The organism is Alteromonas sp. 4NS20-0143 (assembly GCF_057542855.1).
Genome location: NZ_BAAJLR010000002.1, coordinates 652,500 through 675,904, shown reverse-complemented (window position 1 = coordinate 675,904; position 23,405 = coordinate 652,500). Strand labels below are relative to the sequence as shown.

The 23,405-nt window shown below is 45.4% G+C and carries 26 protein-coding genes; 11 read left to right on the top strand and 15 right to left on the bottom strand.

Features of this window, described 5'->3' with window-relative positions; all coding sequences use genetic code 11:
• The first annotated feature begins 12 nt into the window (after positions 1-12).
• From rlmD to AC27HD_RS06670, 4 genes are all read left to right on the top strand, one after another.
• Entirely contained in the window at positions 13-1,500 is a 1,488-nt protein-coding gene (gene rlmD / locus AC27HD_RS06685; protein WP_487104570.1) for a 23S rRNA (uracil(1939)-C(5))-methyltransferase RlmD, read from the top strand.
• A 21-nt stretch (positions 1,501-1,521) separates the two neighbouring features.
• A complete protein-coding gene (gene relA, locus AC27HD_RS06680; RefSeq protein WP_032096322.1) occupies positions 1,522-3,705 on the top strand; it encodes a GTP diphosphokinase in 2,184 nt (727 codons plus the stop codon).
• A complete protein-coding gene (gene mazG / locus AC27HD_RS06675) occupies positions 3,683-4,654 on the top strand; it encodes a nucleoside triphosphate pyrophosphohydrolase (RefSeq protein WP_487104568.1) in 972 nt (323 codons plus the stop codon). The genes relA and mazG overlap by 23 nt, the downstream gene beginning before the upstream one ends.
• A gap of 145 nt (positions 4,655-4,799) precedes the next feature.
• Positions 4,800-5,192, top strand: a complete 393-nt coding sequence (locus AC27HD_RS06670) for a YbaN family protein (protein WP_487104566.1) — start codon at positions 4,800-4,802, stop codon at positions 5,190-5,192.
• Here the strand turns inward: AC27HD_RS06670 and AC27HD_RS06665 are convergent.
• Positions 5,189-6,355, bottom strand: a complete 1,167-nt coding sequence (locus AC27HD_RS06665) for a hydroxymethylglutaryl-CoA reductase (RefSeq protein WP_032096324.1) — start codon at positions 6,353-6,355, stop codon at positions 5,189-5,191. The two genes, AC27HD_RS06670 and AC27HD_RS06665, sit on opposite strands and share 4 nt — an antisense overlap.
• A gap of 74 nt (positions 6,356-6,429) precedes the next feature.
• Positions 6,430-7,482, bottom strand: a complete 1,053-nt coding sequence (locus AC27HD_RS06660) for a hypothetical protein (protein ID WP_487104564.1) — start codon at positions 7,480-7,482, stop codon at positions 6,430-6,432.
• Positions 7,483-7,804: 322 nt separating this feature from the next.
• On the opposite strand from AC27HD_RS06660, the gene rplM reads away from it, so the two are divergent.
• From rplM to AC27HD_RS06625, 7 genes are all read left to right on the top strand, one after another.
• Positions 7,805-8,233, top strand: coding sequence for a 50S ribosomal protein L13 (gene rplM, locus AC27HD_RS06655; protein ID WP_032096325.1), 429 nt, complete (start codon positions 7,805-7,807; stop codon positions 8,231-8,233).
• A gap of 12 nt (positions 8,234-8,245) precedes the next feature.
• Positions 8,246-8,638, top strand: coding sequence for a 30S ribosomal protein S9 (gene rpsI / locus AC27HD_RS06650; protein ID WP_032096326.1), 393 nt, complete (start codon positions 8,246-8,248; stop codon positions 8,636-8,638).
• A gap of 391 nt (positions 8,639-9,029) precedes the next feature.
• Positions 9,030-9,659 carry a ubiquinol-cytochrome c reductase iron-sulfur subunit gene (gene petA, locus AC27HD_RS06645; RefSeq protein WP_032096327.1) on the top strand — a complete coding sequence of 210 codons (630 nt, stop codon included), beginning with the start codon at positions 9,030-9,032 and terminating at the stop codon, positions 9,657-9,659.
• Positions 9,660-9,663: 4 nt separating this feature from the next.
• The gene (locus tag AC27HD_RS06640) at positions 9,664-10,929 is read left to right on the top strand and encodes a cytochrome b (protein WP_032096328.1); all 1,266 of its coding nucleotides are present in this window, start codon (positions 9,664-9,666) and stop codon (positions 10,927-10,929) included.
• On the top strand, positions 10,926-11,660 hold the full coding sequence (locus AC27HD_RS06635; RefSeq protein ID WP_032096329.1) for a cytochrome c1: 735 nt from the start codon (positions 10,926-10,928) through the stop codon (positions 11,658-11,660). Before AC27HD_RS06640 ends, AC27HD_RS06635 begins: the two co-directional genes overlap by 4 nt.
• Positions 11,661-11,774: 114 nt before the next feature.
• Complete coding sequence (gene sspA / locus AC27HD_RS06630; RefSeq protein WP_032096330.1) at positions 11,775-12,407, top strand: stringent starvation protein SspA; 633 nt, start codon at positions 11,775-11,777, stop codon at positions 12,405-12,407.
• Positions 12,404-12,880 carry a ClpXP protease specificity-enhancing factor gene (locus AC27HD_RS06625; protein ID WP_081926546.1) on the top strand — a complete coding sequence of 159 codons (477 nt, stop codon included), beginning with the start codon at positions 12,404-12,406 and terminating at the stop codon, positions 12,878-12,880. The genes sspA and AC27HD_RS06625 overlap by 4 nt, the downstream gene beginning before the upstream one ends.
• Before the next feature lie 165 nt (positions 12,881-13,045).
• Here AC27HD_RS06625 and AC27HD_RS06620 read toward each other — a convergent pair whose 3' ends face one another.
• The 13 genes from AC27HD_RS06620 to AC27HD_RS06560 form a co-directional block, all read right to left on the bottom strand.
• Positions 13,046-13,774 carry a CBM9 family sugar-binding protein gene (locus AC27HD_RS06620; RefSeq protein ID WP_487104560.1) on the bottom strand — a complete coding sequence of 243 codons (729 nt, stop codon included), beginning with the start codon at positions 13,772-13,774 and terminating at the stop codon, positions 13,046-13,048.
• Positions 13,775-13,813: 39 nt separating this feature from the next.
• Positions 13,814-15,172 carry a magnesium transporter gene (mgtE, locus tag AC27HD_RS06615; protein ID WP_032096332.1) on the bottom strand — a complete coding sequence of 453 codons (1,359 nt, stop codon included), beginning with the start codon at positions 15,170-15,172 and terminating at the stop codon, positions 13,814-13,816.
• Between the two features lie 296 nt (positions 15,173-15,468).
• Positions 15,469-15,741, bottom strand: coding sequence for an HPr family phosphocarrier protein (locus AC27HD_RS06610; RefSeq protein ID WP_032096333.1), 273 nt, complete (start codon positions 15,739-15,741; stop codon positions 15,469-15,471).
• Positions 15,742-15,775: 34 nt separating this feature from the next.
• Positions 15,776-16,618, bottom strand: a complete 843-nt coding sequence (rapZ, locus tag AC27HD_RS06605; protein ID WP_032096334.1) for an RNase adapter RapZ — start codon at positions 16,616-16,618, stop codon at positions 15,776-15,778.
• A 60-nt stretch (positions 16,619-16,678) separates the two neighbouring features.
• Complete coding sequence (ptsN, locus tag AC27HD_RS06600; protein ID WP_032096335.1) at positions 16,679-17,125, bottom strand: PTS IIA-like nitrogen regulatory protein PtsN; 447 nt, start codon at positions 17,123-17,125, stop codon at positions 16,679-16,681.
• Positions 17,126-17,138: 13 nt separating this feature from the next.
• Entirely contained in the window at positions 17,139-17,426 is a 288-nt protein-coding gene (hpf, locus tag AC27HD_RS06595) for a ribosome hibernation promoting factor (RefSeq protein ID WP_032096336.1), read from the bottom strand.
• 28 nt (positions 17,427-17,454) lie between these two features.
• On the bottom strand, positions 17,455-18,954 hold the full coding sequence (locus AC27HD_RS06590; protein WP_032096337.1) for an RNA polymerase factor sigma-54: 1,500 nt from the start codon (positions 18,952-18,954) through the stop codon (positions 17,455-17,457).
• A gap of 77 nt (positions 18,955-19,031) precedes the next feature.
• Entirely contained in the window at positions 19,032-19,757 is a 726-nt protein-coding gene (lptB, locus tag AC27HD_RS06585) for an LPS export ABC transporter ATP-binding protein (protein ID WP_487104558.1), read from the bottom strand.
• A 2-nt stretch (positions 19,758-19,759) separates the two neighbouring features.
• Positions 19,760-20,356, bottom strand: a complete 597-nt coding sequence (gene lptA, locus AC27HD_RS06580) for a lipopolysaccharide transport periplasmic protein LptA (protein ID WP_487104556.1) — start codon at positions 20,354-20,356, stop codon at positions 19,760-19,762.
• Entirely contained in the window at positions 20,325-20,903 is a 579-nt protein-coding gene (gene lptC / locus AC27HD_RS06575; RefSeq protein WP_032096339.1) for an LPS export ABC transporter periplasmic protein LptC, read from the bottom strand. The genes lptA and lptC overlap by 32 nt, the downstream gene beginning before the upstream one ends.
• Positions 20,900-21,448: a 3-deoxy-manno-octulosonate-8-phosphatase KdsC gene (gene kdsC / locus AC27HD_RS06570; RefSeq protein WP_487104713.1), complete on the bottom strand. Its 549-nt coding sequence runs from the start codon at positions 21,446-21,448 to the stop codon at positions 20,900-20,902. The genes lptC and kdsC overlap by 4 nt, the downstream gene beginning before the upstream one ends.
• 18 nt (positions 21,449-21,466) lie before the next feature.
• Positions 21,467-22,444 (bottom strand): KpsF/GutQ family sugar-phosphate isomerase, encoded by a 978-nt coding sequence (locus AC27HD_RS06565; protein WP_487104711.1) that lies wholly within the window; start codon positions 22,442-22,444, stop codon positions 21,467-21,469.
• The gene (locus AC27HD_RS06560) at positions 22,444-23,400 is read right to left on the bottom strand and encodes a calcium/sodium antiporter (protein WP_032096341.1); all 957 of its coding nucleotides are present in this window, start codon (positions 23,398-23,400) and stop codon (positions 22,444-22,446) included. The genes AC27HD_RS06565 and AC27HD_RS06560 overlap by 1 nt, the downstream gene beginning before the upstream one ends.
• Positions 23,401-23,405 lie beyond the last annotated feature (5 nt).

Sequence of the window (23,405 nt, the reverse complement as noted above, 5' to 3'; positions counted from 1 at the left end):
ACGGAGCTTTCCTTGTCAAACCCCAATAAGCCGGCAAAAGGCAAAAAACAAAACGGGCTGTTTAGTACCCCAACATTGAAACGTAAAACCAGCGCTAATGCACAGGTAGCCAACCTGCGTTTTTCTGATAAAGCCAATGCCTCTAAAATCAAAAACTCTAAAGCCAAAGACGCTAAAGCCTATGCATCTGAACATGACTCTTCTGAAAGCCATGCTACTAATCACACTCAATCTCCACTTCTCATAGAAAGTCTAGATTGGATGGGACAGGGAATAGCGCGAACTACACCAGTGCATTTTGTCGAGGGCGCACTACCTGGTGAAACCTGCGATATCAGCGTTTTGCATGCAAAAAAGAATGTGGTAAACGCAAAAGCGACCACAATAACTCATTCATCTTCTATGAGAGCAACGCCATTTTGCCCTGTGTTTGACCAATGCGGCGGGTGTCAGCTTCAACATATAGACGCTCAACATGCCCTAACAGAGCGAGACAATGCGCTTAAGTCGATGATGGTGCGCCAATTAGCAATGGACGATGGCGTGTGGCAAGCGCCGATTGCTGGCGATAAACCAGCTTACAGACGAAAGGCGCGTTTAGCACTAGACGCAAGAAGAGCGGATAAACTCAAGCTAGGTTTTCGCTCACAGGCGAGTAGCGACATCGTTGATATTACCTCTTGTCCCGTACTTGTTGATGAGTTAAGCCGTCTTATCGCACCGCTGCGGGCAGTACTATCAAGGTGTGAAAGCACAAGGTTCATCGGCCATATTGGTCTACTTGCTGGCGATAACGTGTGTCAGGTAACCATTAAGCATACAAAAGCCCTTAGCCCCGAGCTATACAGTGAACTCACTTTGTTTGCCAAGCAAGAGCGTATAAACGTGGTGCTGGAAAACAAGAAAGGGCGGTTTAACCCACTGCACTTTGAGGCTGCACTGACGATGAGTAGTTTTGATGAATTCACGTTAAGCCCCGCGCCCAACGATTTTGTGCAGGTCAATAAATCCGTTAATACCCAAATGATAGAGCAGGCGTTGTCTTGGCTCGCGCCGAAGCCTCAAGAGCGAATAGCCGACTGGTTTAGTGGTCTAGGCAACTTTACATTGTCTATTGCAAAGCGCGGCGCGGTTGTTCAGGCCGTGGAGGGGGTGGCTGAAATGGTGCAGCGTGCTAAGGAAAATGCGCAACAACAGGGCGTAGATAACGTAGAGTGGCTGCATTTAGATTTAGGCAATAATAAAAACGTGAGTGACGCGCTTGATGACGGCTTTGACAAAGTCTTGCTGGACCCATCAAGAGAAGGCGCCTTAACCGTTTGTCAGGCATTAGTTAATGCGAAACCAAGCACAATAGTGTACGTTTCTTGCAACCCAAGCACCTTTACAAGAGATGCAAATGTATTGATCCAGGGAGGATACTTGATGAAAAAAGCAGGGGCAGTGGAAATGTTTCCTTATACCCATCACATGGAAATGATGGCTCTTTTCACACGTTAGCAGTCGCAGTGAGTTACGGATATGGTATCAACAAGAAAGGTACACGAAGCGCATAGACCCCCCTTTGAGGCGTGGTTAGATAGTTTAGGGCTTCACAGTCACACAAAAGAAAAGTTACGAGCAGTGTCTGCTTCCCCCGAGCGGCTGCTTGTGGGTCAAGAGATGGTGGAAATTCTCTGTCAGCTCAATATGGACGACGTAACGCTTCAGGCCGCACTCGTCTTTCCCTATTGTGAACAGCACGTTTTAAATGAAGACGATATTAGCGATGAATTTGGCGCTGAAATAAAAGAGCTTATTGTTGGCGTACGCAGAATGGATGCAATCAAGTCGCTTCATGCACGCAGGTTAAGCGGCAAAGAACGCGCAGATTCTTCAGATGAACAGCACACCGATAGTATTCGCAGAATGTTATTGGCCATGGTCGAGGATGTGCGCGCCGTTGTTATCAAAATGGCAGAGCGAATTTGCGCGTTACAGCAAGCTAAAGTTGCCGATGAAGAAACGCGCGTGATGGTGGCCAGGGAGTGCGCTAGCATTTATGCACCGTTAGCAAATCGACTGGGTATAGGGCAATTGAAGTGGGAGCTCGAAGACTTAGCCTTTCGCTATCTGCACCCGGTTACCTATAAGCAAATTGCCAAGCAGCTTGATGGAAAACGCAAAGAGCGGGCTGAATATATCGATTCCATAGTCGACGATTTGCAGGGAATAATGAATACCGAAAACATCCGTGCAGAAGTGTACGGAAGACCAAAACACATATTCAGTATTTGGAAAAAAATGCAGAAAAAGCGGCTCACGTTTGAGCAGCTATTCGATATTCGAGCGGTGAGAATTATTGCCGATAGACTACAAGATTGTTACGCCGCCCTTGGCACCGTTCACGCCAACTATAAACATTTACCTACTGAATTTGACGACTATATCGCGACGCCTAAACCCAATGGCTATCAGTCTATTCACACCGTTGTTGTTGGGCCCAAAGGCAAGCCAATCGAAATTCAAATACGCACACAGCAAATGCATCAAGATGCCGAGCTAGGCGTGGCTGCTCATTGGAAGTACAAAGAGGGCAGTGCGGGTAAACAGTCTGGTTACGATGAGCGAATAAACTGGCTGCGTCGTATTTTAGCGTGGCAAGAAGAAGTGGCAGAGTCTGGCGACTTAGTCGAAGAAATTCGAAGTCAGGTATTTGACGACAGAGTGTATGTGTTCACACCGAAAGGTGATGTTATCGATTTACCCCAAGGGGCTACACCGTTAGATTTCGCCTATTACATACACAGCAATGTAGGGCACCGCTGCAATGGGGCTAAAATAAATGGCAGGATCGTGCCTTTTACTTACTTGCTGCAAAGTGGCGACCAGGTGGAAGTGCTCACTGGAAAAGAGCTGAACCCAAGTAGAGACTGGATGCATCCCGGTTTGGGTTATGTCCATTCTTCTCGGGCACGGGCTACCATTCATTCATACTTTAAAAAACAAGACAGAGAAAAGAACCTTGCCGCCGGTAAAGAGCTGCTAGAGCGAGAGCTTCATCGTGCTCATTTACCCACGAAAGTCCCGGCACAAGCGTGTGAGAAGTTTAATCTGCAGACGAAAGACGACCTATTTACTGCGGTAGGCGCAGGCGATGTAAGGGTGATGCAGGTTGTTAACTTCATTCATCAATTACAAGAGCCGCCTCAGGTAGAGCCTGAGATTAGCCCTAAAGTTAAAACCCGCAAAACGGCTGCTGGAACAGGTAAAAAAGACGCTGTGGTTGTGCAAGGTGTTGGTCACCTTATGAGTCAATTGGCGAACTGCTGCAAGCCCGTACCTGGCGAGCCTATTATGGGGTATATCACTCAGGGCAGGGGAGTCAGTGTTCACAAAGAAAGTTGTGACCAATTGCAGAACTTATTGGTTCAGCACCCCGAACGCCAAATAGAAGTTAACTGGTCACAAGAGCTCAAGGTGGGCTTTGAAACGGCGGTGGATATTCATTGTCACGACAGAACCGGACTACTTCGCGATGTCACAACCGTGTTGGCAAACGAAAATGTACCGCTGCTTGGGGTAAACAGCTTAAGTGATAAAAACCGTCAAACCGCGTTAATTACTATATCTATTGAAGTGCTTACGCTAGACAGTTTGTCCAAAGTCATCACTCGCCTACGCCAGCTCAAAGGAGTCACTGATGCAAGACGCAAGCAAAGCTAATTTGCCCGGCGTGGCGCGTCTTTTGTCTATTATGGATGCGCTACGCTCTGATGACGGCGGGTGCCCGTGGGATCAACAGCAGACCATGGAGTCCCTTACGCGATTTACTATTGAAGAGGCGTATGAAGTTGTCGATGCTATCGCTGGTGGCGATATAGACGATATCCGAGACGAGTTAGGCGACTTGCTGTTTCAAATTGTCTTTTATGCCCACATTGCACAAGAAGACGGGCAGTTTGACTTTGACGATGTGGCAACAGCCATTAGCGATAAGCTGGTGCGTCGCCATCCTCATGTCTTTGCTCAGGAACAGGCCAGCGTAACAACCGGCGCCAAAACCAGTCAATCCGCCTTTTCTCAACAAGGATTATCTCAAGAAGGGTTATCTCAAGAAGGGTTATCTCAAGAAGGGTTATCTCAAGAAGGGTTATCTCAAGAAGATCTGGCTCAGCAGTGGGAGGCCATTAAGGCCCAAGAAAAAGCAGAGAGAAAAGCAGCAAAACAGGCCAACACAGACATCAGCCAGCCTCATCGAGTAAACAATGAGCCTCTTTTAGATAGTGTGCCTAAAGGAATGCCTGCACTGATGTACGCACAAAAATTGCAAAAAAAATGTGCCAAAGTAGGGTTTGATTGGCCAGATACTCTGCCCGTGTTAGATAAAGTTGAAGAAGAGTTAGAAGAGATTAAGCAAGAGCTTAACGCCTCAACCCGAAACCAAGACGCCATTGAAGAAGAGATTGGCGATGCACTCTTTGCAATGGTGAATTTAGCTAGGCACTGCAACATAGACGCGGATACCGCACTGCGCAAAGCCAGTATTAAGTTTGTAAAGCGCTTCACCGCGGTAGAGGACCTGGCTCACGCTCAGCATCACTCATTAACCGATTTATCGCTAGATGAGATGGAGTCGCTATGGGTGAAAGTAAAAGCGAAAGAAAAACTGTAAAAAAGTAGCGAGATTTCAGCGCTGTAATAACAAACCCGTGCTACGCTAATACTATTATCAAATCGAAATTTGGCCTTTGTTGAATCGTCAGTGTCCTGACTTGTTACTGTCACGCGTCACTGTCAGCGGTCTTAAGGGGAGTTAATTGAGCGTTCGCATCATTAAAAAAGTGGGTAAGCCATTTTTCGCCGTTCTCGGTGCGTTATTCACACTCTTAGGTGTTATTGGTGCTTTCTTGCCCGTTATGCCCACCACCGTTTTTCTCATTGGTGCGCTTTATTGCTTTACACGCTCATCGCCCAAGCTTGAGCGCTGGTTGTTGCAACACCCGCGTTTCGGTGAAACCTTGCGCGCATGGCGCGACAATGGCGCAATATCTAAACGGACAAAGTGTGTGGCATGCTGCAGCATGCTGCTTAGCTTCATCATATTTTGTATATTCGCCAACGCGCCGCTTTATGCATACGCTGGCGTTGCGGTGTTCATGAGCGCAGGCGCATACTTTGTCATATCTCGACCTGAATGCGCTAATGCTTAGCGGTTTCTGCCCAATTTTTCATGACTAGACACCCATTCATTTGCAACAACGGCAGAACCCAAAGAGAGATCGCCGCATAGCACAGTCGCCGCAATGATCTCTGCGAGCTTATTCACCTTTCCTTTTCCTGCACAGCCCAGAACATTTAAACACTCCTGCTGTGTTGCTAAGCCGGTCCCTCCACCATAGGTCGCAACGATGAGCGATGGTATGGTAACTGAAAAGTAATAGTCGCCGTTTGGTAAAATTTCAGCATAGGTGAAGCCTGCAGATGACTCAGCGACATTAGCCACATCCTGACCGCAGGCAATGAATACCGCGGTAATGCCATTGGCAAAATGAGCGCCATTGTTAACACTGCCAGCCATTAAGGCTCCCATGTTGGAATACTGGCGCTGCTTAAAAAGCGCCTCAGGGGGACAATGCATGATGTCTGTCATCAACTGCTTAGGCAAGGTGATTTCAGCAACAACCCGCTTGCCTCTGGTGTGCAATGAGTTGAGGTGTGAGTGCTTCTTATCGGTGTCTAAGTTGGCAGCAAGTACAAAGTGGTCAACGTTTCCAGGGTAGTTGTCTAATACCCAGTCGCATCCTGCTTTTGTTGCTTTACTCACCATATTTTGACCCGCTGCGTCACCACAGGTAAAGTTAAAGCGCAGCCAGCGCAGTTTTGAAACTGCATATTGTTCGATGTCTCTGAGTTTTCCCACTGAAGTGGTTTCTTCGCTCGCAACTTTTATCTGATCAAAGTTAGTCTCAATCCATTTTCCAAAGGCAAGGGCTTCTCTCGCGTCAGCAAAAGCAAACATAGGTGCGCGCTGCATAGCGTCGTCTATCACAGTGGTTTTAATGCCGCCTGCTTCCCGAGTTAAGCGCATACCCCTGCTGTAGCTTGCCACTAACGTACCTTCTGTCGTCGCCATAGGCACATAAAACTCACCTTGTGCAGCTTCACCGTTAACCAGCATGGGGCCTGCAAATCCAATAGGAACTTGCGCCACACCGGTAAAGTTTTCAATATTTCCGGCCAGAGATTCTGGCTCAAGAGAAAAATGACTCGAATGAGTAAGGGATGCATTGGTTTCGTTTTCGATAAACTGTCTGCGTTTTTCGCTCATGTCACGGGTGTAATCAAGAGCTGGAGAACGGGGTATCTTAGGCATAAACAATCCTTTCTACGTTTTATTTATAGTAGGAGCGCAATGGGTAAATTGGAACTGCTTAGAACTGATATATACTAATCATTCACATCAATAGCTAAAGAGGGGTAACCCATCTCTAGCTCAATGGCTTTAACCGCAAGTTGTGGGGTTTTAACCCAATCAGCATAGTCAAGAGGGCCGGGAATGAGCGGGTTGTTTAATTCATGTACTTGTCGTTTGGGGTCGTTAAGCAGGTCAATAGCGAGTAAGTGGGTATCTATACTATAGAAAATCTCTTCAAGCTCTCCTGATTCGATAAGCCTTATCAGCCCAAGGCGAATTCTATTGGCCAATTGCTGCTTATCAGGGCGTACAAAGAAATATTCGTAGTTGGGGTAGGTGATTAGGTGGTTCTTATCTATGGCTAAGACGTTGTTGTCAAAATGCTGAATGTCGTTATAAATCTCAATAATATTTCGAGGGAAGCCGTCTACCACATTGCGTTCAACAAGCAGATACATAGAACGAAACCACGTACTCCAATCTTCGCTAACTACGCCAAATCCGTTGGCTTTGAGTATTGTTAAATCCGGCCAATCGGAACCCTGTACAAACTGCTTCTCTTTTAAACTTTCCAGTGAGGTTATGTCGTCAAACTGTGCCTTTTCCTCTTTGTTTACTACGATGACGCGATGGCCAGAATAACCACGCAGTAAGGGCAGTCGTATAGGCGTGAGTTTGCGCTCTCTAGACTTACTCGTTACGCTCCACATAATATCGGCAGAGCCTTCAAGTAAGCTTCGCACTTGACGGCTTTGAGACATGGGCTGTGGGTGAAGGGATATGTTTAGCTCGCCGAATTCTGATGTGACTTCAAGGGCTCGGGATAATACTGCTATTTGGTACTTTCCAAAGTCATCATTGGCGAAGGCTCTGGCAAGTACGACGGTGTCCGCAGTAGCGTCTTTTTTATTTGGCGAGTCGCTAGGGGTTTCAATAACCGTTTCGTTATCTACTTCAATAGCGGCTCTATTAACTGCGTTTTGAACCGACTCAGGATAAGAGGCATTTGCGGGATAACACACAACAGATAGTGCGATAGCACACGCCATAAGGTTTACAATACTAAATGCTGTAGGGCGATTCATAATGTCGTCGTTATTTTTCTAGTTATTTTTCTAGTTTTTTGTGGTTGCTTTTATGTTTTGTGTGGTTGGTCAAAAATAAAGCAGATAAACGTTATCTTATATTGAAATGGAAGTCACCGTTTAAAGCAGAAAAACTGTACATTTTTTCACTCTAGGGGTTCGCATTTGCCATAAAATCTGTATAATTCGCGCCCTGCCCAGTTACGCCCACCTTTGGGAAGGTGGAAGAATCGACCGGCTCGAAGGGGTCCTTGTGTTGATTTTATGGTGATTTCTGGTGTTCAGAAATCAGTAACGACGATATTATTCGGGTGATATTTAAATGAAAACTTTTGTTGCAAAGCCAGAAACGGTACAACGTGACTGGTACGTGGTTGACGCCACAGACAAAACTCTAGGCCGTTTGGCTTCAGAAATCGCATTGCGCCTTCGTGGTAAGCATAAGCCAGAGTACACGCCTCACGTGGACACTGGTGATTACATTATAGTTATCAATGCTGACAAAATTACGGTTACTGGCCGTAAAGCGTTGAACAAAATCTATTATGCGCACAGTGGCTATCCAGGTGGTCTGAAAGAAACTAACTTTGAAAAGCTGCTAGCTTTCAAACCAGAAATGGTTATTGAGAAAGCAGTGAAAGGAATGCTGCCAAAAGGTCCTCTAGGCCGTGCAATGTTCCGTAAAATGAAAGTTTACGCTGGTGCAGAACATTCGCACGCAGCACAGCAACCACAAGTTTTGGACATCTAAGGGGCAATCGACATGGCAGATACTCAATACTACGGCACCGGCCGCCGCAAAAGTTCTACCGCTCGTGTGTTCTTGCGTCCAGGCTCAGGTAACATTCAAGTAAACAAACGCGCTCTAGATCAGTACTTCGGTCGTGAGACTGAGTGCATGGTTGTACGTCAGCCTCTAGAACTTGTAGAAATGCTAGAAAAGTTTGACCTATACATCACTGTTAAAGGTGGTGGTTCAAATGGTCAAGCTGGCGCAATTCGTCACGGCATCACTCGTGCTCTTATGGAGTATGATGAAGCGTTACGTCCTGCACTACGCAAAGCTGGCTTCGTTACACGTGACGCACGTCAGGTTGAACGTAAGAAAGTGGGTCTACACAAAGCACGTAAGCGTCCACAATTCTCAAAACGTTAATTTACGTTTTTTGTATTGCAAAAACCCGGCTCTGCCGGGTTTTTTATTGCCTGTAAGATATTGAGCAAAATAAAAAAGGTTTAATTTCCCCTGCTTTTTAGGTGCTATTCATGTTAAAACCCTGATTTAAAGCGCTTATCACCGATTTTACCCTCAGCTTCAATGAATTAAATTTATGCTTAAATACCAGTAAAACCTTGTGTTTATAAGGGCTTTTCTTTTATCATTTGCAGTCGAAAAAATTGATAACTTTCGTGGAACCGTAAAACAGCGCCTTTTGCTGTTATTTCGCTCTCACGACAAGCCATATGATGCGGTAATACAGGCGAGATAAAACCAGTATAAGCCTTTTTAGATGGCATCATAATTATCCAAACCTGGAGAAATGTGGATGAGCAATGTATCTGTAGATGCAACAAAGTCTGCACACAACGAAAATCAGCCTGAGAACAACACCCGTCGTCGGTTTTTGACCGTTGCCACGTCGGTAGTTGGCGGTGTAGGTGTCGTTGGTGCTGCAGTGCCTTTTATTGCGTCCTGGAATCCAAGTGCCAAAGCGAAAGCGGCCGGTGCTGACGTTGAAGTTGATATCAGCGGGATTGAGCCTGGACAGTTAGTGCGTGTAATGTGGCGAAGCAAGCCCGTGTGGATTGTGCGTCGTACCCCTGAGCTTCTAGAAGCACTAGGCGGGCACGAAGATCAGCTTAAAGATCCAAATTCAGAAGCCGAGCAGCAACCTACCTTTGCGCAAAACCGCTTCCGCTCCATGAAAGAAGAATACTTAATCTTAGTGGGTATTTGTACTCACCTTGGATGCTCTCCACAGCATCTCAAAGACGGTGCGTTTGAAGAATACGTTGAAGGTGTTCCTGAAGGTTTCTTCTGCCCGTGCCACGGTTCTAAGTTTGATATGGCAGGACGTGTATTCCAAAACGTTCCTGCACCATTAAACCTAGTAGTGCCGCCTTATCAGTTCGTTGATGATACAAATATCATCATTGGTTCAGAAGCGGAGGCTTAATTATATGAACGCTTTTCTAGGTTGGATTGAAGACCGCATCCCGGTGATGCGCGTTGCAAACATGCACGCTATTCAATACCCAGCGCCAAAAAACATGAACTTTTGGTATGTGTTTGGGTTTTTAGCAACTATCGTTCTGGTCAACCAAATAATTACTGGTATTTGGCTAACCATGAACTTTGTACCTTCAGCAGAGGGCGCTTTCGCTTCTGTTGAATACATCATGCGTGAAATCGATTACGGATGGATAATCCGTTATATGCACAGTACAGGCGCGTCAGCGTTCTTTATTGTTGTTTACATGCACATGTTCCGAGGAATGATATACGGTTCGTATCAAAAGCCACGTGAGCTACTGTGGGTGTTTGGTATGTTTATTTATCTTGCACTGATGGCTGAAGCCTTCATGGGCTATGTACTTCCATGGGGACAAATGTCTTACTGGGGTGCTCAGGTAATCGTTTCATTATTCGGTGCCATTCCGGTAGTGGGTCCTGACCTCGTTATTTGGTTACAGGGCGACTATGTTATTTCAGGCGCCACGCTAAACCGATTCTTTGCCCTGCACGTTATTGCATTGCCATTAGTAATCGTAATACTTGTGTTCTTGCACATTATTGCACTTCACGAAGTGGGTTCTAACAACCCGGATGGCGTAGCCATTAAGCACAAGAAAGGCTCACTGCCAGAGTCAGAGAAAACGAAGTACAAAATTCACGAGTACTATACGAGCAAATACGACATTGCTGACGATGTTCTACCGTTCTTCCCTCACATTGTGTTGAAAGACTTAGTGGCATTCTGTGTATTCTTGGCGCTATTTACTTACGTATTGTTCTTCGCGCCTGAAATGGGCGGTAAGTTCCTTGAACACCCTAATTTTGAAATTGCTAATCCTCTGAAAACACCAGAGCATATATTCCCAGTGTGGTACTTCACGCCATTCTATGCAATTTTGAAAGCAGTACCTGACAAACTGTTTGGTGTACTTGCTATGTTTGGCGCTATTGCTGCATTGTTCGCAATGCCTTGGGTAGACCGTGGTCGCGTTAAATCATGGCGCTATCGTTGTGGTTTACACAAAGTGAACCTTATCGTGTTCGCGATTGTGTTTATCTTCCTAGGTTACCTAGGTGGTACGCCACAAGAGAACTGGAAAATCATTGCGTCACAGGTTGCTACAATCATGTACTTTGGTTTCTTCATTGCATTGTTCTTGTACAGCAAAAACGAAAATACTAAACCTGTGCCAGAGAGGATTCCTAAATGAAAAAAATGATGTGCTTTTTAGCATTCTTTCTACCTGGCGTCGCGATGGCGGCAGGTGGAAACGTGCATCTAGACGAAGCGCCGATTGACTTGTCAGATAAGGCGTCACTACAACGCGGTGCTCAGTTGTTCATGAACTTCTGTTCAGGCTGTCACTCAATGAAGTATCAACGCTACCAGCGTTCATTCACTGATTTGGGTATTCCAGACGAACTAGGCGAACAGTATCTGCAGTTCACAGGCGATAAAGTGTCTGATTACATGACACGCGCTATGCCTGAAGATGCCGCAGCACAGTGGTTTGGTGCTGCGCCACCTGATCTTACGTTAGTCGCTCGTGTTCGCGGTACAGACTGGATATACACCTATTTGCGTGCATTCTATGTGGACGAAAGCAGACCGTTTGGTGTTAACAACACTGTCTTCCCAGAAGTGGGTATGCCTCATGTTCTACAACCTCTTCAAGGCACGCCAACGCGTACCTATGAAGAGCAAATGGTAGATGGCGAGATGGTTAAGCGCTATGTGGGTATTAAATCTGACGGAACGGGTTCAATGTCTCCGGATGAATACGATCAAGCCGTAGGCGACATCGTGAACTTTTTGGAGTACACCGGCGAGCCTGCGAAACTTGAGTCGCACAAAATCGGTAAATGGGTACTTATCTTTATTGCCGTATTGTTTGTGTTTGTTTACTTGCTGAAGAAAGATTACTGGCGAGAAGTGCACTAATCGCACAGATTTATGTATAATACCAAAAGGGGGCTTCTCGCCCCCTTTTTTGGCATTTGTAATTCGCTCATTGTAACAGTGAGCTTTAACTTGTTTCTCGACGGAGGAAATTGAATGGCCGTAGCCGCGAATAAACGTTCTATCATGACGTTGTTCTCTGACACAATTGATATTTATAGCCACCAGGTTCGTATTGTGTTGGCAGAAAAAGGTGTGGGTGTTGAAATCAGCTACACAGATCCTAGTAACTTATCTGAAGATCTGTTGGAGTTAAACCCATACGGTACGGTACCCACTCTTGTTGATCGTGAACTCGTACTTTATAAGTCTCACATCATCATGGAATACCTTGATGAGCGCTTCCCGCACCCACCATTGATGCCGGTATACCCAGTGTCTCGTGGTACTAGTCGTTTAATGATGCACCGCATCGAGCAAGATTGGTATTCACTAGCTGCACGCATTTTCCGCGGTGAAGGCGATGTTGAGTCATCACGTAATGAACTTCGTGAAGCTATTCTATCTTTAGCACCTGTTTTTGCTGAAATGCCTTACTTCATGAGTGAAGAGTTCAGCTTGGTAGATTGCTATTTAGCGCCGCTATTATGGCGTTTACCTGCATTAGGCATCGAGCTTAGTGGAACAGGTAGCAAAGAAATCAGTACTTACATGAACCGTATTTTCTCTCGCAGTTCGTTCAAAGCATCTTTGACTGACCAAGAGCGCGAGATCCACAACCCATTATGACATCTATGACGTCAAACCAGCCCTATCTACTTAGGGCTTTTTATGAATGGATAGTGGATAACGATATGACGCCATACGTTGTTGTTGATGCAACAAACGAATTGGTGGAAGTTCCGCAAGAATTTGTTAAAGACGGCCAGATTGTACTTAATGTATCGCCGAGTGCCTGCGTTGGATTTAACCTCGATATAAACGGTTTGTCTTTTCAAGCGCGTTTTGGAGGTCAACCTCGTCGTCTAAGCATGCCCTGCGAAGCGGTAATTGCTATATACGCACGTGAGAATGGTGCTGGTACTGTGTTTGCCACAGAAGAAGACGTGGCACGTTCTGATGCTATGGAGCCAGCAGAGCCTATATCTAGTGAGCCAGAACAAACAGGGCCAACATCTATCGAAGATGCTGATGCTCCTGCCTCAAGCGACGCGCCTGTACCGCCTAAAAAGGGTAAGCCCACGCTGAAGGTCATTAAGTAGCCTAAGCGTAATTATCAGCTAGGTTATAGGTCGAATTATTCAAAAGCCGCAGTATTTTAAAATACTGCGGCTTTTTTGTTTTAGACGGTTCTTTTTGAAAGGCGATGGCTTTTAAAGGTCAGGCTGTTAAAGGCGATGCCTGCTAAAGGCGATAAGTAGCCACCTCTACTTTTTAGGTAGCAAAGTTATCTTGCCGAACACATCTGCATCTATGTACCCACGGTTTTTGTCTCCGTTGACCGGCTGTATCTCATGAGAGCCCATAAAATGCTCACGTACTTCACTGCCATCATTATCACAGTAGGCCAGCATGAAGCCAATCACTCGATGTTCATCCAACACTAATGGAGTGTTGTTACCATTTTCTTGATAACTATTGGGAAAGAGTTTAATCGCCACTTCCCAGATGATGTTATAAGGCGCTGATGTTTGTCGTTGCCAATGGCTAATTAGATGCTCTGTATACAAATGCGGTTTTTGGTCAGGCCCATAATCGGCGGCTTGGTTATCAAGACCTATATGGTAGGCAAATGCGGTATGGTTAAATTGGTGATTCCCACCAGAAGCATCGCTGTCTATAAATACCTCTAGCGCATCATCATCCCAATATTTCTTAGTTGGGTTAGGGTGAGTGTCAATCAGAACATCATCGCTGATACTCGCCTGCAAATACAGATAGTTTTCATCCCACAATAATCGATAGCGGCCTTTAAAGTCGTTATCTGATGTGGGAAGCGTTCCATCCATTAAATGGGGCATATCGTGCCATGTGGCTTTATTCCAAGCATCTTCTGATAAACCATCAATGTGGATAGACGTTGACGTGTAATTAACGTTTCCAGCGGCTACTAAGAAGGGAATAAGTAAACCAACGGCTAATATTATGTGCTTCACAAAGATACCCCCTGAATGATTGAAAATTTACTGCTACCGCTATACCAAAAACAATGTGGCGGTGCCTAGGAATGCAAAAATACCCACCACGTCTGTGATGGTGGTTAAAATGACACTTCCCGCTAGTGCAGGGTCTATCTTTAGCCGCTTCATTATCATAGGCAGCGTTGCGCCGGCTAATGCAGCCGCAATCATATTAACAAGCATAGCAAATGCAATGATGACACCTAGCATATAGTCTTGTTTCCACAGTGCGATGACAGAGGCTATTAATACCGCCCAAATGACGCCGTTTAGCACACCAATGGCAATCTCTTTACTGATCAGCCAGCGGGAGTTGTTTGCATTGACGTGGCCTAATGCCATACCGCGTATAACAAGAGTCAGGGTTTGGTTACCTGCCACACCACCCATGCTTGGTACAATGGTGTTTAAAATAGCGAGTACAGCTAAAGCGCTTAATGTGGCTTCAAATAAGTCGCTCACCATAGCTGCCATCAATGCCGTGGCTAGGTTAACCGCTAGCCACACTGAACGTCTCTTGGTACTTTGCATAACAGGGGCAAAGGTATCTTCATCGTCGTCTAGACCCGCCATACTCATCATGGAGTGTTCGGCGTCTTCGCGAATAATATCAACCACGTCATCAATAGTGATTCGCCCGACGAGGCGATTATTTTCATCAACAACAGGTGCCGAGAGCCAGTTATAGCGTTCAAATAGGCTCGCTACTTCATCGTCTGGCATGTTAACCGGAATGGCTTCTGACTCTTCATCCATCACATCAGAGACTGTGTCGCTAGTGTCTGCGGTTAAAAGCCGTGTTACTGGTACAATACCCACGAGGTTATCGGTGCGATTGACCACATAAAAGGTATCGGTGTTTTCTGGCAACTCGCCCTTGAGGCGGATATAACGCAACACCACATCAATAGTAACGTCGGGACGCAAGGTGATAGTGTCGGTATTCATGATGAAGCCGGCAGTTTCTTCACCATAAGATAGTGCTTGTTCGGCGCGCAGTCGGTCTTGTGCGTCCATGGAGTCTAGGATGTCGAGGAGGACAGTTTCTGGCAGGCTGCTTAGGGTCTCTGCCAAGTCATCGGTGTCCATTTCCTCAAGAGCGTCCACCACGTTTGCAGGCAGCATTTTAGTAATTATGCCGTTGCGAACATCGTCGGACAGTTCTTCTAAAATATCGCCGTGAAAGTCGCCGTCAATCAACTCCCATAGCTCGTCACGAGTGCGGCTAGGGCTAGACTCTAAAATGTGGGCTACGTCGGAAGGCGGAAGTTCAAGAAGGAGCTTTCTAACCGACACAAACTGGCCGTTACTCAGCGCATTGTTGAGCGTTCGCAATTGAGTTTGTACATATTTAGAAACGAGAGCTTCTGCCATGAAAAGCAATTCCTAACCAAGAGTGTGCCCAAAGAAAGCGTATTTCACGCCGTAGACAATGACCAAATAGATTGAGCTTATAGAATAGCGTATTTACCCTAGCAGTGTCATGATAAATACATTGTTTTAGAATGAGTTTTTACGTGTCAGCGGTTATGTTGGCTGTCTTGTCGGCAGTTATATCATCAGTGATATAAGCGTTTACATAAGAGCGTACATAAGCGCTTATATAAGACGTTATATAAACGCTTAGCCAGTGGCCAGAGGAGAGCTGGCCTATGGGAGGGCCTACGAGGTTACTCGTCTTCGTTAAAGCGTCCTTCAATGAGTGTTTCAATAGCAGCTAAGGCGTCCTCTGCATCATCGCCTTCAACAATCACGTTAACCTGCTCACCTTGATGGCTTTCAAGCATCATCAATCCAAGCACACTGCTTGCGTCGGCCTGTTTATCGCCTTTTTCAAGAATTATTTTGGCATCAAACTGATTAGCAAGCTGCACCAGTTGGGTTGCCGCTCTTGCATGAAGGCCAAGTTTATTGACGATGGTGAGTGTTTTCTCAATAGTCACTAGTATTTACGCTCTTTTTTATTATTGCGAGTGGTTAATTTAGCTCTCTGTGGCGTATCTGCACATCCGGATGAATTTCACCGAATGTTTTTGACAACGTCTGCGCAATATAGACAGACCGGTGCTGACCACCCGTACAACCAATGGCTACCGTGACATAACTTCTATTATTTCGCTCGAGATGAGGCAGCCATGTAGTAATTAAATTTTGGATTTGCCATACAAACTTAGTTACCACAGGTTGTGAGCCAAGAAATACTTCTACAGGTGCATCTAAACCCGTCAAATGCCGCAAATCAGGCTCCCAGTGAGGGTTCGGTAAGAAACGAGCGTCAAATACATAGTCGGCGTCTTTCGGTATGCCGTGCTTAAAGCCAAAAGATTCAAACACCAATACCAAACGAGAACTCTTTTTACCTAAAATCCGCTCGCGAATAATTTCGGCCAGCTGATGTATAGTGAGCTTATCTGTGTCTAAGTAGAGGTCAGCACGCTCAACAATAGGCCCAAGCAACGTTGATTCTGCCTTTATGGCCTCAGAGAGCGATTTATTTAATTTTGCTAAAGGGTGTAAACGTCTAGTTTCACTAAAGCGCTTTACTAACACGTCGTCACTGGCGTCAATGTAAACAATCGTCATCGACCAAGAGGAGGGAAGGTAGTCTAATATTTCTACCAAATCGTTAGGATTCTTTGGTAAATTGCGTACGTCGATACTCACCGCTACTTGATCGTATTCATCCACAACAGTATGGGTGAGCGTTGGTAGCAAATTGACGGGAATGTTATCGACACAATAGTAGCCCAAATCTTCCAGTGCTCTTAATGCCACCGACTTTCCTGAGCCTGAACGACCACTGATAATGATCAGCTTCACCGATATTTCTCCCTAAACAAAAAAATGACGAAAACGTCAATGTATCTTTTGAAACTGTCTTTACATGCCAAGTGCTGAAACAATATCTTCGTTGGTTTTGGCTCTTCGTATCGCTTTGACAGTGTCTTTGTCGCTGAGCTTACCAGCCACTGTCGCTAACGTTTGTAAATGTCCCTCTGTCTGTTCTTCAGGCACAAGCAGTGCAAAAAATATATCGACAGGTTTTTCATCGAGGGCGTCAAAGTTAATCGCTGGAATGCAGGTTACAATAATGGCCATAACGTGTTCTAAACCCGCTAAACGACCATGAGGGAGCGCTATACCGTTACCTATTCCTGTACTGCCCATCCGCTCTCTAGATAGAAGACTATTCAACACGGTGACTTGGTCAATGCTGGCATTGTCTTGGGCAGCAATATCGGAAATGATTTCTAATATTCGCTTCTTGCTATTGCACTGAACCGCACACTCGGTGCGGTCCAGGCTTACGATGGCTTTAATATCCATGCTTAATTATCTATTAATGCTTTTTCAGTTTTTCCTTATGCTTGATCACCTGCCTGTCGAGTTTATCAACCATGCTGTCAATCGCCGCATACATATCGGTATTTTCTGAGGATGCAAATACTTCGGCACCACTTAAGTGCATCGTAGCTTCTGCTTTTTGGTTTATTTTTTCTACGTTCAGGATGACATGCACATTAGAAATGTGATCAAAGTGACGCTCAAGTTTACTAAACTTCGTATCGACATAATTACGCAAAGAATCGGTGATTTCCACATGATGACCAGTTAGGTTGATTTGCATATTTCGTCTTCCTTTTAATATAACGCCTTTAGATAAGGCTTTTGCGTTGGTTAGACGGGGGTATCGATAAAGACTCCCGGTATTTTGCTATTGTCCGCCGAGCGACTTTTATGCCTTGCTCTGCCAACAATAAAGCAATTTTGCTATCGCTTAATGGTTTGCTTGGCGTTTCTGCTGCTACCAATTTCTTTATTAATGCACGAATGGCCGTTGACGAACACTCGCCGCCAGACTCAGTTGCCACATGGCTAGAAAAGAAATACTTCAATTCGTAAATACCGCGCGGCGTATGCATATACTTCTGAGTCGTTACTCGCGATATTGTGGATTCGTGCATATCCACCATTTCTGCGACATCATTGAGCACCATTGGTTTCATCATTTCTGGTCCGTGCTCAAAAAATCCCATTTGCTGTTGAACGATACAGTTAGCCACTTTCATTAAAGTATCGTTTCTAGACTCTAAACTCTTTATAAACCATTTAGCTTCTTGCATATGAGAACGAATGAACTGAGAGTCACTGCTGTTTTTCGCTTTTCGACTCATTGCTGCGTATTGCTGATTTACACCAAGCTTAGGCAAGCTGTCGGGGTTGAGTTCAACAGTCCAGCGACCGTTCTTCTTCGCCACCGATACATCTGGAATAACGTACTCAGGCTCTTTAGTAACTAAAGCACTACCTGGGCGAGGATTCAAGGTTTGAAGTAAACGCATGGCCTCGCGAAGTTCATCTTCCTTCAAACGGCTTTTACGCATGAGGGTTCTATAATCTTTGCTACTGAGAAGGTCTGAGTAGTCCTCAATCAGTCTTCTTGCTTCATCTAACCAAGGTGTGTCGTCAGCAAACTGGCGCAGTTGCACCAACAGACACTCTTGCGGAGAGCGAGAGCCAGAGCCGATAGGGTCAAACATCTGAATGCGTTTCAGTACACACTCAACTTCATCTAATTCGATTTCTTCTTCAATATTTTCGGTTTCGATATCTTCGAAGTTTACCGCTTCTAATATCTCATCTAGCGTAGCGGTTAAATAACCTGACTCGTCAATCGAGTCGATAATGGCAACGGCGATAGCTCTGTCAACATCAGAAAAAGGGGTTAAACGCATTTGCCAAAGCAGGTGAGTTTGAATGTCGTCAGTGGTTTCGCCTTGGAAAACGTGGTCATCATCGTTATTTGACGGGCCAGGCGCAGGTGCTGAAGAGGCTGAGTAATATTCGTCCCAGGTGCTATCAATTGGCAGTTCATCGGGTAAGTCGTTCTTTTCTAGAGCATCACCCGACTCTAGAGTGTCGCTGGACGCTGACGCGGTAGCTTCGATTTGGCTATCGTCATTGTCCATGTTGTTTTTTTCTGCCTGAGGCTCGTCATTACCTTCTTCTACTTCTAGTAGAGGGTTTGAGTCGAGGGCCTCTTGAATCTCCTGTTGAAGATCGAGTGTAGACAGCTGCAGCAGCTTGATTGCCTGTTGCAGCTGTGGAGTCATCGTTAGTTGTTGACTAAATTTTAACTGTAAAGATGGTTTCATCTATATCTTATTTTAATGCTCTTGAGTGAATATACCTGAGCGCTTATGAAAAATGACAATTAGGTTACACACAATAACTATAGCCTGAATTGTTCGCCTAGGTATACATCCCTTACTTTTTGATTACTTAAAACCTGTTCCGCCGTTCCTTGCGCAATAAGTTCACCATGACTTACGATGTACGCCTTTTCACAGACATCCAATGTTTCCCGCACGTTGTGGTCGGTAATGAGTATACCCAACCCTCTGTCGCGCAAGTGCTGTATTATCTTCTTTATATCATTAACTGATATGGGATCAACACCAGCAAAAGGTTCATCAAGCAAAATAAATTCAGGTTTTGCTGCTAATGCTCGTGCTATCTCTACTCGGCGACGTTCTCCACCGGAAAGACTCATACCCATACTATTACGTATATGGTTGATATTAAATTCATCAAGTAGCGCATCGGCTTCTTCTTCCTGCTGCTGTGAATTTAAATCCTTTCTGGTTTGTAAAATCGCCATAATATTTTCATGCACAGTTAGCTTTCGAAAGATGGACGCTTCCTGTGGTAAATAGCCAATACCGCCTCTTGCACGCTCATGCATAGGCTGATGAGTTAATTCATTATCATCAATAGATATTTGGCCTTTGTCTGAGGGAACCAACCCTACAATCATATAAAAGGTCGTGGTTTTTCCCGCGCCGTTAGGCCCCAATAACCCGACAATTTGCCCGGTAGAGACTGACAGGCTAACATCAACCACTACCTGTCGTGATTTATATGCTTTAGCAAGGTTCTTTGCACTAAGAGTTGCCATTGTTACTGCTCGCCTTTACCGTCGTTGTCGCCGTTACCATTGTTGCCGTCACCGTTGCTACCGTCATTATCCTCGCTGCTCTCGTCTTTCGCTTTGCGAATAGACTCAGGCGTAAATACGGTAGTAACGCGCCCACTAGCATCACCAGCGCCGCCTGTGGCTAGCAGTTGTTCTGTGATCATATCAAAAGTAATGCTGTTGCCTTTAACTTGGCTGGTGTCCTGTTTTAGTTCTGCGTTTCCGGTAAGGGAAATAGTACGCTTAGCCACTTCATAGCGTATCTCGTTCGCCCTTGCAGAAACAGGGTTACCGTCTTCAAGCTCTTGCGAATAGCTGGCTGGGTTTCCACGAGCAACAAAAATCTCTCGGCCGCTTCCTTGGGATGCAATAACTTCAACTTCGTCAGCCTCGATAGTAAGCGAGCCTTGGGTAATAAGTACGTTATCTTTATATAGCGCTGTCTTATTTTTACCATCAATGAACTGAGAGTTAGAGCCAATCTCGATAGGCAGCGTAAAATCATTTTCATTGCCTAATGCCGGGCTAGTGCAAAGCACTAGCAGCGCACTAGTTGCTAGGAGAATACGTAGTTTGTACATGGTCGATAAGCTCATATTTTTGGGTGCGCAGGTTTGCGTTGAATCCGTTACTTTGAATAACATATTGCATGCCGCGTATTTCTACGGGTTGATCTGACGTCATCTGCTTGTTATCCAAATTAATTTGAATGTATTCAGTGGTAATTGACTTCACAAAGTCGTCCTGACTTTGGTTTTCAATTGTCACATTGTTTTCTAATTGTATTAATTCATTGTTATACAAGGTTCCCTCTTGCGCTGTCACGACCCAAGGTGAACCTGCATCATTCGTATAGAGAGTGTAGTTCGGCCGGTCGAAAGAAACAAAGCCAAGCTGGTCGTAATGCTCCATGGAAGAAGCGAACACTTTATGATTCAGTTGCCCTTCATTGTTATAAAGGGTTGTGGTTAAGTTTTTAGCTTTATAAGCAGGCTTTAATGCATCCAGTCCTTCAGACGTTTCTAATACTGGGTCTTCTTCCATCCAGGTAGGAATGTACATCAGCATGGCTAAAATAAATAGCGCTGAAATACTGACGCCAAGTCGGTTGAAACCAAATTGATTCACACGCTGGCCCCGAAAATGTCATTGCTTACGCCTTGCGCCTGCAAAATCGTGTCACTTATCTCTCTCACTGCCCCAAAACCGCCCGGTAGGGTTGTGATCCAATTTGCTTGTTTTACGACGAAGGGGTGTGCGTCGGCAACGGCTATTTTAACGCTCGCATGTTTAAACATGCCGGTATCAGGCATATCATCACCAACAACGGCAACGTGTTCAGGTGATAGTTCAAGGCGGTCCATAAGCTGTTTTAACGCGTCGAACTTGTTCTCTTCGCCTTGAATAATATGCGCTACATGTAACGCCTTCATTCTGTTTTCAACGATGGCTGAGCGTCTACCGGTAATCACCGCAACATCAATGTTATGACTGACAAGTGCTTTAACGCCGTACCCGTCGCGAGTGTGAAAGGCTTTTAATTCCTCACCGTTATTTCCAAGATAAATCCGTCCGTCTGAAAAAACACCGTCAACATCACACACCAACAGTTTAATATTGGCTAGTGCATCAAATAGGTCCGTATTGAGTTCGGTGTACAGCGTGGTTGTCATATCTGGTTTCTTGTTCATTTACAGCACTCCTGCTTTTAATAGCATATGCATATTAAACGCGCCGACTGGATGGTCATTATCGTCAAGCACCATGAGTGCACTTATTTTAAAACTCTCCATAACATTGAGAGCTTCAACGGCGAGTTGGTCGGCTGTGGTTGTTTTGCCGCCTTGGGTCATTACGTCACTCACCGTTGCCTCATGAAGGTCGACCCTAGCATCGAGGATACGGCGAAGGTCGCCGTCGGTGAATACGCCCGTTAGCTTACCGGATTCATTCACAATACCGGTCATGCCTAAGCCTTTTTGCGATATCTCAAGAAGCGCTTGGGCAACAGTTGCTGTCGGTTCTATTAGCGGAATATCACTGCCGGTCAACATAATATCACTGACTTTTAACAGTAGTTTTCGCCCAAGGGAGCCCCCTGGGTGTGATAGCGCAAAGTCGTCGGAGGTAAATCCTTTCTTGTCGAGTAATGCCACCGATAAAGCGTCGCCCATCACTAATGTAGCGGTAGTGCTTGTAGTTGGCGCTAACCCTAATGAGCAGGCTTCCTGTTCCACACTGATGTTCAGTACTACATCGGCGTACTGACCTAGCGTACTGGAAATACTGTTGGTCATGGCGATGACTTTAACGCCAAGGCGCTTTACAACCGGCAGTAAATTCACCAACTCGCCGGTTTCGCCTGAATTTGAAATAGCCAAAAGCACATCATTTTTACTGAGCATTCCCAAGTCGCCATGATTCGCTTCACCTGGGTGCATGAAAAAGGCTGGGGTGCCTGTGCTTGCCAACGTGGCGGCTATCTTATTGCCAATATGCCCCGACTTGCCCATACCGCTAACTACCACCTTGCCAGAGCAGGCGTAAAGCATTTCGCAGGCAGCAACAAAACTCTCGTCCAGTCGCTGTGCTAAATTGCTAATTGCACGAGCCTCAATGTCGATGACACGTTTTGCAGAGGTAATGTAGTCGTTTTGTTTATTAGTCATCATCCGAACAGCCAAAATTGATAGCCTATGAAGCAGGCTAAAAGTATTGCACCATTTGTGCGGGATATTTTACGTTTGCCAATTAAGTCAAAACTAAACAGAAATAGTAGCAATGTTAAACCCAACATGACGTACATATCTCTATTGTGTACGTCTGGGTCGAGAAGCCCAGGTGCGATAAGGCCAGGCAGACCCAGCACCGCAAGCAAATTAAAAATGTTAGAACCAATAATATTACCTAGCGCCAGGTCATCCTCGCCTTTTAAGACCCCAGCAATACTCGCAGCCAGCTCTGGAAGGCTGGTGCCAAACGCAATAATTGTTAGTCCAATAACCAAATCAGAAAGCCCCATGTATCGGGCTATTTCGACGGCTGAATTAACCAAAAAGTGAGCGCTGAGGGGCAATACAATTAACCCCAGACCAATCCAAATGAGAGCGGCGGTGTTAGACACGCCTTTTGGAATTTCATCAGCAGTTTCTGCAATCAATGGGTCTTCTTTATCAACTTGCAGTGACAACCACGCCATCATTGCCAGCACGAAGATAAACAAACCGAGCAGAATCACACCTTCATAAGATTTTAGTTCGCCATCAAACATAAATGCGATGGCGATAAGTGAGATGACCAATAAGGCGGGAAGTTCACGCTTGAGCGTTGTGGATGAAACAAGAAGGGGCTTTACGAGTGCTGTTATACCAAGTACTAACGCGATATTGGTAATGTTAGAACCCAATGCGTTACCCACAGCGGTATTCATATTGCCATTTATTGAGGCCATAGCCGATACGACAATTTCAGGTGCGGAGGAACCCATAGCTACGATAGTTAATCCTATCATCATGGGGGAAATGCCAATATTTTTCGCTAATGCAGAAGCGCCGTAAACAAAACGATCAGCACTCCAGCTCAAAACAATCAATCCGATGATGAAAATAACAATGTTTAAAAGCACAACGA